This is a genomic window from Neobacillus terrae (assembly GCF_011393025.1).
GTDB lineage: Bacteria > Bacillota > Bacilli > Bacillales > Cytobacillaceae > Neobacillus_A > Neobacillus_A terrae.
The window spans coordinates 1-9,297 of sequence record NZ_JAAOEO010000052.1; the positions used below are offsets into that span (position 1 = coordinate 1).

Consider the following 9,297-nt stretch of genomic DNA (forward strand, 5'->3'; position numbering starts at 1 on the left):
CGTTGGCTGATGAATAAATTCATCATGTTATTGTTTGTTTGTTCACGCTTTGTTTGTTTAGTTTTCAAAGAGCAAGGTAACTTCTTTGATTCATCCTCTTTGCAGCCTTGCGACGAGCTGAACATATTCTTCTTGAATAAGCTCTGGCGCAGGAGCAATTATAAGATTGCATCATGAAGTTTATTGCGTTCGTCGCTTGTGGGCGACTTTATTATATTATCAGGTTTACAACCTGATGTCAATAACTTTTTTGCTTTGTTTTTTCTTTGCTTGCTTGCTGTCTTGCAGCAACAGAAACTAATATACCACCTATAAACCTATCTTGCAATAGCTTTTCTTGAAATTTATTCGTATAAATTAAAGAAGTAATTTTCTAATTGTTCTGCCGAAAAATCCTATAGCCGCAAAAACTTAAAAAGAAAGAGCACTGCATCTGCAGCACTCTTTTTCTGGATCATAAGGATCATCGGTGTCTCATTAAAGGGAATAATAATACGTCACGGATAGATGGTGAATTGGTCAGCAGCATTACCAAACGGTCAATTCCAATTCCCAGTCCTCCTGTAGGCGGCATTCCGTATTCTAACGCCTCTACAAAATCCTCATCCATCTCATGGGCCTCATCGTTGCCCTGCTCGCGTTCTTTAAGCTGAGCTTCAAAACGTTCCCTTTGATCAATCGGATCATTTAATTCCGTAAATGCATTTGCATGCTCACGGGCTACAATAAATAATTCAAATCGGTCAGTAAAGCGTGGATCCTCATCATTTTTCTTAGCAAGCGGTGATATTTCCACTGGATGCCCGAAAATGAATGTTGGCTGAATTAACTTTTCCTCTACCTTTTGCTCAAAGAATTCATTGACAATATGCCCATAGAGCATAGTGTCCTTAATTTCTACGCCATGTTCCTTAGCTAAGTCGCGGGCTTCTTCTGCACTCATTTGTTTCCAGAAATCAACACCAGTGTATTCCTTTATGGCATCAACCATATGGAGCCTTTTCCATTCCGGCTTCAAATCCACCTCATAGTCACCGTATTGAACCGTTGTAGTTCCAAGAACCTCTTGGGCTACATGAGCAACAAGATTTTCAGTCAGAGACATGATATCACGGTAGTCAGCATACGCTTCATAAAGCTCAATCATTGTAAATTCAGGATTGTGACGGGTCGATACTCCTTCATTACGGAATACACGGCCAATTTCGTATACTTTTTCAAGTCCCCCTACAATTAGACGCTTCAAATGAAGTTCAATGGCGATTCTCATAAACAGCTGCATATCAAGGGCATTGTGATGTGTAATGAATGGCCTTGCCGCCGCACCGCCGGCAATGCTGTGCATCATTGGAGTTTCAACTTCTAAATAGCCGTTGTCATCTAAATAACGGCGGATTTCACGAATAATTTTGCTTCGAGTCACAAATGTTTGTCTGCTCTCTTCGCTGACTATTAAATCAAGATAACGCTGACGGTATCGCTGCTCAATATCTTTTAATCCGTGGAATTTATCTGGAAGAGGGCGAAGAGCCTTGGTTAAAAATTCAAAGTCATTAACTTTAACCGATAATTCTCCAACCTTCGTTTTAAATAAAGTTCCCTTAACGCCAGCAATATCTCCAAGGTCTGCGGAATCAAAAATACCATATTGTTCTTCACCAACGGCATCCTGGCGCACATAGATTTGAATTTGTCCGGTTAAATCTTGGATATTGGCAAATCCGGCTTTCCCTTTTCCTCGCTTCGTCATAATCCGGCCTGCAAGGATAACTGAAACGTTTTGAGCTTCTAATTCTTCTTTTTCAAGATTTCCGTACTTTTCAATAAGGCTTTTTGTATCGTCTGTACGATCGAATCGTTTACCGAAAGGATCAAGGCCTTTTGATCGCATATCGCTCATTTTCTCGCGTCTTACTCTTAATTGATCATTTAATTCTTCGCTCATGCCTATCAACTCCAATTTTAATATCTAATATGTAAAGGAAAGGTTCCTGGTAGAAAACTTGTACATATCTTATTATTTTACACAATTTTGCTGATTCAGACATCAAAAATGTGTTTATAAAGAAAAACTGCCAGTTTATTTACTGGCAGCTTCTATTTTTACAGATGTATTATAGAAAATTTGAATCAATACTGTCAAACCTTAGGATACAGTTGCTTCCTGTTCTTCCGCTTCCACATCATCAACCAAAGTACTAAATAGTGTTACTAGATCCTGACGTGTATTGCATTCATTAATTGCATTACGAACTTTTGCATTTCCACGGATACCTTTTAGATACCAGGCAGCATGCTTTCTCATTTCACGAACTGCTACATATTCATTTTTCAAAGCAATCAGCCTGTCGAGGTGAAGTGTACATACATCAATTTTCTCCCGTACAGATGGCTCTCCGGCTAGTTCACCTGTTTGAAGATACTTAACCGTGCTGTAAATCATCCATGGGTTACCTAATGCCGCACGGCCAATCATAACACCATCTACACCTGTCTCCTCTAACATACGTTTTGCATCCTGGGGAGTTTGGACATCTCCATTTCCGATAAGAGGAATGTTAATTGACTGCTTAACTTCACGGATAATATCCCAGTTTGCTTTTCCTTCATACATCTGGACCCGCGTTCTGCCATGAAGAGATACTGCTTTGCCTCCGGCACGTTCTACTGCCTGGGCATTTTTAATGGCATAAATGTGATCTTCATCCCAGCCCATACGCATTTTAACTGTAACCGGCTTTGCAACGGCATCAACTACAGCTGATACCATTTCATAAATTTTATTAGGATCAAGAAGCCATTTAGCCCCTGCATCACACTTTGTGATTTTCGGAACAGGACATCCCATATTAATATCAATAATATCAGCGTTTGTATTTTTATCTACAAACCTAGCAGCTTCAACCAGTGTATCTTTTTTACCACCGAAGATTTGAAGGCTTAGTGGTTTTTCTCTTTCATCAATATAAAGCATATTTATCGTTTTTTCATTTTTAAAAACAATTCCCTTGTCACTGACCATTTCCGCACAAACAAGCCCTGCGCCAAATTCCTTAACGGTAAGGCGGAATGCAGAATTACACACGCCTGCCATAGGGGCCAGTACTACTGGGTTTTTCATTTCGATATCGCCTATTTTAAGCATTATCGATTACCCCCCTGTCCTTTGCTGATTTATATATTACTGCTCCTCGGGAGGAGTCAATTCTTCTAAACTTATCTGTAACGCCTGTGCCATCTCGTCAGCTAATTTTGGATTAGGTACTCGATTGCCTCTTTCTATCTCCCCAAGAATGGATACTGAGATGCCTAATTCCTTTGAAAAACTTTCCTGGGTGTAGCCTTTTAGCTTTCGGTAAGCTCGAATACGTCTTCCCCATTTTTCCGCTTCCATATTCGGACTCCTTCACTTTCAGGTATTTTTTCGAGAGAGAAAGGTAAGGTACTCGCATTCTCGGCAATTTCAAAAAGGGGCACCATTACAAAAGCTCGCTCCTGCATCCGAGGATGCGGGATAATAAGCGTCTCTGTTTCAATATTTTCTTGGTTATAAAGAAGAATGTCAAGGTCTATTGTTCTGGGACCCCATTTTATTTCCCGCTTCCTTCCAAGTTCAAGTTCGACTGCAAGGCAGACCTCCAGAAGTTCCTGGGCTGTCAGTACTGTCTTTACTTCAACCGCCATATTTAAAAATAAATCCTGATCCTCATAGCCGACAGGGTCTGTTTCGTAAATAGAGGAACAATTTACTAATTTTATTTTTGGGTTATATTTTAAACTTTGAACAGCCATTTTTAAATAGCAGAACCTATCTCCCATATTCGAACCCAGAGAAATATAAGCTGAATTTTCCACAGTTACCTACTCCTTGTAATTTCCACTGCAACCGATTGATAATGGCCTGGAATTGGTGGGTCCGGCTTAATAACCTTTACCTTTGTTTCTTCTACCATTGGGAAACTTCCCAAAATCTCCGCAGCAATTTTTTCAGCAACAGCTTCCACTAGCTTAAACGGTTTACCTTCAACAATGCCTTTACACACATTGTAAAGTTCCGCGTAGTTGACGGAATACTCCAGTTCATCGGTTTCTCCCGCTTTTTTTAAATCGAGGCTAACCGTGAGGTCTACCCTAAATCGCTGGCCAAGCTTAGTCTCTTCAGAAAAAACGCCGTGGTATCCGTAAAACTCCATTTTATTAACATAAATTTTATCCACGGTTTACCCCTTTCCCCATCATGGCATCCATCATTTTTGCCATTCTCGCCATCTCTTTAATATCATGTACACGAACCATCTGGCATCCCTTTTGAATTCCGTAACAGACAGTTGCTCCTGTACCTTCCATACGTTCGTTTACAGGAAGATCAAGTGCCTGTCCAATCATTGATTTTCGGGAAGTTGCCAAAAGAACCGGATATCCAGTTCCAACGAGTTTTTCCAAGTTGTTCATCATAGTAATGTTCTCAGAATAGTCTTTTGCAAAACCAATCCCTGGATCCAGGATGATATTCTCATCTCTTACACCAGCATCCTTCACAAGGCGTATACTTTCATATATATCATTCATCACATCACGAAAAAAATGCTGGTAATCCCGGTTATTACGGTTGTGCATAAGGATTATCGGTACATTTAATCCCGCAGCCGTTTTTGCCATATCAGGGTCGGCCTTCGCACCCCATACATCATTAATAATATGTGCCCCAGCATTAATGGCCGCACGGGCAACCTCAGCCTTATACGTATCGATAGAAACAGGTACCTGAACCTGTTCAGATAACGTACGTATAACTGGTATTACACGCTCAATCTCTTCTTCTGCGGATACAGGAGCATGACCTGGACGTGTCGACTCACCGCCTATATCAATAATATCAGCCCCCTGATCCACCATTTCTTTCGCACGGCTTATCGCAGCATCAATTGCGTTAAATCTTCCTCCATCAGAAAAAGAATCTGGTGTAACGTTCAGAATCCCCATTATAATTGTCTTTTTCCCATAATCAAGGGTATATGGACCGCATTGAATTATGCTTTTTTCAAATGTTGTCATTGTTATCCTCCATAGCAAAAGCTTCTTTCTATCCAGCGGAATTTCATAATTCTTATTTTACCATTAAATTTATGCCGGATTAAAAATTGAAACCCAAAAAGAAGCATTGGCCTAGGCCAATGCTTCAGGAGATTTTATAAATTTACATCATTGTTCATCAAAGTTGTAAAGTGGAGTACTTAAATATCTTTCACCGTTACTTGGCAGGATGGCAAGAACTTTTTTGCCTTTGCCAAGCTCCTTAGCAACCTGAAGTGCAGCATAGATTGCAGCACCAGATGAAACGCCGCCAAGAACACCTTCTTCTTTTGCAGCACGACGTGCATATTCATATGCTTGGTCATTTGTAACCTGAATGATTTCATCATATACCTTTGTATCAAGAACATCCGGCACAAACCCAGCTCCGATTCCCTGAATTTTATGCGGGCCTGGCTTGCCCCCAGATAATACTGCAGAATCTGTAGGCTCCACTGCAAATATTTTAATTTCAGGGAAAGCTTCACGAAGAACCTGGCCAGCTCCAGTGATGGTTCCTCCTGTTCCGATTCCAGCTACGAAAGCATCTAAACTATCCAATTGTTCTACAATTTCTTTTCCTGTTGTTTTGCGGTGAATTTCAGGGTTCGCTTCATTTTTAAATTGCTGTGGCATATAGTAGCCATTTTCTTTAGCAAGTTCTTCCGATTTGCGGATCGCTCCGTTCATTCCCTCAGCACCAGGAGTTAAAACAAGTTCAGCTCCATAGGCACGGAGCAAATTACGGCGTTCCAAGCTCATAGTATCAGGCATTACCAGTACAGCTTTATATCCTTTTGCAGACGCAACCATTGCAAGACCAATGCCCGTATTTCCGCTTGTAGGCTCTATAAGGGTATCTCCAGCTTTTAATTCGCCCTTTTCCTCTGCAGCTTCAATCATAGCTAAAGCAATACGATCTTTTACGCTGCTTCCTGGATTCATATACTCCAGTTTTACATAAACATCTGCACTGTTTTCATCTGAAAGTCTGTTTAGTTTAACGATAGGTGTTTGGCCGATAAGCTCGGTCACTGAATTTGCCACGCGTACCATATTTGTCACTCCTTATTCCGAGTATTTTTATTGGATTAATTCAAATTTACCAATTTTTATAAAGATTTGTCAATCCATTTGCACTATTTTTTATTAAAAATATAGTTCTGTTAAACTTTGCTGTTGATTTTCTCTCCACAAAGGAATGCTTCTAAGAAGCATCATCGCAGGGACAGGCCGCCTTTTGCCTGTCCCGAAGACACTCGCTTTCCGCGGGCAGTTCGGGAGCCTCCTCGTCACTTAGCTCCTGCGGGGTCTCCCCTGACCCGCTTTTCCCGCTGGAGTCTGATGTCCTTCCGCTACAATCAACATAGATAAAAATCAACACTGTTCTTTAACTAAGCAAAAATATAAAAAGAAAAGGGAAGAATTTTCATCTATCCCTTTAGTCCTTTTTCTGTTCGCCATAAAACCAATTAACCTTAGCTTCATCCCAAAACGTTTTGGCCGTTGCAGGCTCTTTCATTTGTTCCAAAGCAATCTGCCTCTTGATTTGGCCCTCAACCTCTTTATAAGTATAGCTCTGGCCTTTTATTTTTTCTTGAAGATAAATTATGGCGTATCCATCATCTGTTTTTATTGGACTGCTCCAATGGCCCTTTTTAAGTTTTTTGGCTTCATCAAGATACTTTGCGGGATATCTTTCATCCTCTTCATTAAGATAGCCTATATCGCCACCCTGATTGGCTGAAAATTCATCTATGGAGCGCTCCATTGCCAAAGCTCTGAAACTAGAACCTCCGGCAAGCTCTTTTTCTGTCTTTTTAGCCTCTGCCTTTGTTTTAACAAGTATATGAGAAAGATGATAGGAGTCCGGGACATTAAAGAGGTCCTTATTCCTCTCATAATACTTTTTAACTTCTTTTTCAGGGACAACTACATCTTTGGTCAATATATCTTCCAGCAGCAAATTGTATTTAATTTGCTCTTTCCATTTTTTCTGGCTCGTGTTCTGTCCATTATGGGTTGAGCTGTACATGGCTTGATTCATTTTCATTTCACGGTCAACGGTCTGATCCGATATTTTAATATTATATTTCTCAGCCATCTGGCCAATTACCTTTTGATCTATCATATCTCTTAAAACATCCTGGCCATACCGCAATTCAAGTTCGGACAGCCATTCCTGCCTGGTTATTTTTCTGTCTCCTACAGTGGCTACCGTTTCCCCTGTAAAGCCTGCCCCGTTAGCACCCTTTGCTTTTGTTAAGAAAAAAGCCACGGTAATGCAATTCAGCAAAATAAGTCCGGCGATTACAAGCCAAAGCTGCTTTGCTTTCACCTTCTCTTCCCCCAGTAAGACTATTTATTTAGCTTGCCTTTCGAATTCCTCCAGCTCTTCCTTTGAGTAATGATACTTTTCATTGCAGAAATGGCAATGGGCTTCTGCCATTCCGTCTGTTTCAATCATCTCTCTAATTTCCTCTGAACCAAGACTGATTATGGCATTGCCAAACCGTTCTTTTGAACAATTGCATTTAAAATGGATTGGCATGGATTCAAGTATCTTTACGTTTTCTTTCCCAAATAACTCTTCAAGTATTTGTTCAGGAGTTAACCCCTTGTCAATAAGCTTTGATATGGGCGGTATAGTCTTAAGCCGTTCTTCTATTTTTGTAATCGTCTCATCCTCTGTTCCTGGCATCAGCTGAAAGATAAATCCTCCGGAAGCAAGAATTGTATCGTCTGGATTTACCAGAACACCTACACCAACAGAAGAAGGAACCTGTTCGGAAGTAACAAAGTAATAGGTGAAGTCTTCTCCAAGCTCACCTGATACAAGCGGAACCTGTCCTGAAAAAAAGTCACGAAGGCCTATATCTTTTACAACTGTTAAAGTTCCATCTGTTCCAACAGCCCTGCGGACATCAAGCTTGCCAAATTCATTGGACTCGAAATCAACCTGCGGGTTGGAAACATATCCTCGGACTTCCCCCTTAGCATTGCTATCCACAAGAATATTGCCGATTGGTCCGCCGCCTTCAATTTTGATTGTCAGTTTTTCCTCACCTTTTAACATGGCACCCATCATTACACCTGCGGTCATAGCCCGTCCCAGTGCCGCTGAAGCTGTACGCCATGTCTCGTGCCGGCGCTGTGCTTCACGGATTGTATCAGTACTTCTTATAGCATATGCTCTTACTTGACCATCATAGGCTAATGCCTTTACTAAATAATCACTCATAAAACCCCTCCTAGCTATTATTCCTTATAGTATCCATATTCCGTTTATAAATGAGCTGAAGGCCTTTTAATGTTAAAAATGGATCCACAATATCTATTATAGTTGACTCTTGCGCGATTAGGGTGGATAAACCGCCAGTGGCAATGACCGTTGGTTTTTTATCACTTTGATCCATCATTCTTTTTACAATTCCTTCTACTTGCCCTACGTATCCATATAGTATTCCAGCCTGCATGGCCGCTACTGTGTTTTTCCCTACCACACCTTCAGGACGCACAATTTCGATACGCGGAAGTTTAGCAGCCCTTGAATATAGAGCTTCCGTAGAAATTTTTATCCCTGGAGCTATAGCTCCTCCAAGGTACTGGCCTTTTTCATTTACATAACAATATGTTGTTGCTGTTCCAAAGTCGACGATTACCAAAGGACTGCCGTACTCATGAATAGCAGCTACTGCATTTACAATACGGTCTGCTCCAACTTCTCTTGGATTCTCGTATTTAATATCCAGGCCAGTTTTCATTCCAGGGCCAACAACAAGCGGTTTAACGTGGAAATACTTATGGCACATTCTTTCTAGAGCAAACATAATGGGAGGAACTACAGAAGAAATAATAATTCCATCAATTTCGTCAAATCCGAGACCAGCATGGTCAAATAATGATTTTACAATCATCCCATACTCATCCTCTGTCCTGTTTCGGTTTGTTTCCACTCTCCAATGGTGCTTTAATTCCTCACCTTTATATACCCCTAAAACAATATTTGTATTTCCTACATCGAAAACAAAAATCAAGTTTATCACCACTTCATCAAGATTCAATTTTTGTATTATTCACTGCAAACATCATATCATATATGATTAAAACCATAAAAGAATCCTTATCACAAAAGAAATCTGTTACGGAACAAAAGGCGCAAGCGCCCTGGTTAGCCCCAACAGGCATAAGACGAATCACGTAGTCATCCTCGGAAAAGCTAAA

At 40.6% G+C, this 9,297-nt stretch carries 10 protein-coding genes; all 10 read right to left on the reverse strand.

What is annotated here, in order from left to right:
* Nucleotides 1-463 precede the first annotated feature (463 nt).
* Nucleotides 464-1,945, reverse strand: a complete 1,482-nt coding sequence (gene lysS, locus G8761_RS26165) for a lysine--tRNA ligase (protein ID WP_166030864.1) — start codon at nt 1,943-1,945, stop codon at nt 464-466.
* A 201-nt stretch (nt 1,946-2,146) separates the two neighbouring features.
* Complete coding sequence (dusB, locus tag G8761_RS26170; protein WP_166030865.1) at nt 2,147-3,145, reverse strand: tRNA dihydrouridine synthase DusB; 999 nt, start codon at nt 3,143-3,145, stop codon at nt 2,147-2,149.
* A gap of 36 nt (nt 3,146-3,181) precedes the next feature.
* A complete protein-coding gene (locus G8761_RS26175; RefSeq protein ID WP_166030866.1) occupies nt 3,182-3,394 on the reverse strand; it encodes a helix-turn-helix transcriptional regulator in 213 nt (70 codons plus the stop codon).
* Nucleotides 3,346-3,855: a 2-amino-4-hydroxy-6-hydroxymethyldihydropteridine diphosphokinase gene (gene folK / locus G8761_RS26180; protein ID WP_166030867.1), complete on the reverse strand. Its 510-nt coding sequence runs from the start codon at nt 3,853-3,855 to the stop codon at nt 3,346-3,348. The genes G8761_RS26175 and folK overlap by 49 nt, the downstream gene beginning before the upstream one ends.
* Nucleotides 3,856-3,857: 2 nt before the next feature.
* Nucleotides 3,858-4,217, reverse strand: a complete 360-nt coding sequence (gene folB / locus G8761_RS26185; protein WP_166030868.1) for a dihydroneopterin aldolase — start codon at nt 4,215-4,217, stop codon at nt 3,858-3,860.
* Nucleotides 4,210-5,055 carry a dihydropteroate synthase gene (folP, locus tag G8761_RS26190; RefSeq protein WP_166030869.1) on the reverse strand — a complete coding sequence of 282 codons (846 nt, stop codon included), beginning with the start codon at nt 5,053-5,055 and terminating at the stop codon, nt 4,210-4,212. Before folP ends, folB begins: the two co-directional genes overlap by 8 nt.
* A 147-nt stretch (nt 5,056-5,202) precedes the next feature.
* On the reverse strand, nt 5,203-6,129 hold the full coding sequence (gene cysK / locus G8761_RS26195) for a cysteine synthase A (RefSeq protein ID WP_166030870.1): 927 nt from the start codon (nt 6,127-6,129) through the stop codon (nt 5,203-5,205).
* Nucleotides 6,130-6,514: 385 nt separating this feature from the next.
* Nucleotides 6,515-7,411, reverse strand: a complete 897-nt coding sequence (locus G8761_RS26200; RefSeq protein ID WP_166030871.1) for a peptidyl-prolyl cis-trans isomerase — start codon at nt 7,409-7,411, stop codon at nt 6,515-6,517.
* A gap of 24 nt (nt 7,412-7,435) precedes the next feature.
* A complete protein-coding gene (hslO, locus tag G8761_RS26205; protein WP_166030872.1) occupies nt 7,436-8,314 on the reverse strand; it encodes an Hsp33 family molecular chaperone HslO in 879 nt (292 codons plus the stop codon).
* 10 nt (nt 8,315-8,324) lie between these two features.
* Nucleotides 8,325-9,110 (reverse strand): type III pantothenate kinase, encoded by a 786-nt coding sequence (locus tag G8761_RS26210; RefSeq protein ID WP_166030873.1) that lies wholly within the window; start codon nt 9,108-9,110, stop codon nt 8,325-8,327.
* Between the last annotated feature and the right edge of the window lie 187 nt (nt 9,111-9,297).

Excerpts from the sequence above, each read along its gene's own strand:
- lysS (WP_166030864.1), bottom strand. The coding sequence starts at position 1,945 with ATGAGCGAAGAATTAAATGATCAATTAAGAGTAAGACGCGAGAAAATG.
- dusB (WP_166030865.1), bottom strand. The coding sequence starts at position 3,145 with ATGCTTAAAATAGGCGATATCGAAATGAAAAACCCAGTAGTACTGGCC.
- G8761_RS26175 (WP_166030866.1), bottom strand. The coding sequence starts at position 3,394 with ATGGAAGCGGAAAAATGGGGAAGACGTATTCGAGCTTACCGAAAGCTA.
- folP (WP_166030869.1), bottom strand. The coding sequence starts at position 5,055 with ATGACAACATTTGAAAAAAGCATAATTCAATGCGGTCCATATACCCTT.
- cysK (WP_166030870.1), bottom strand. The coding sequence starts at position 6,129 with ATGGTACGCGTGGCAAATTCAGTGACCGAGCTTATCGGCCAAACACCT.
- hslO (WP_166030872.1), bottom strand. The coding sequence starts at position 8,314 with ATGAGTGATTATTTAGTAAAGGCATTAGCCTATGATGGTCAAGTAAGA.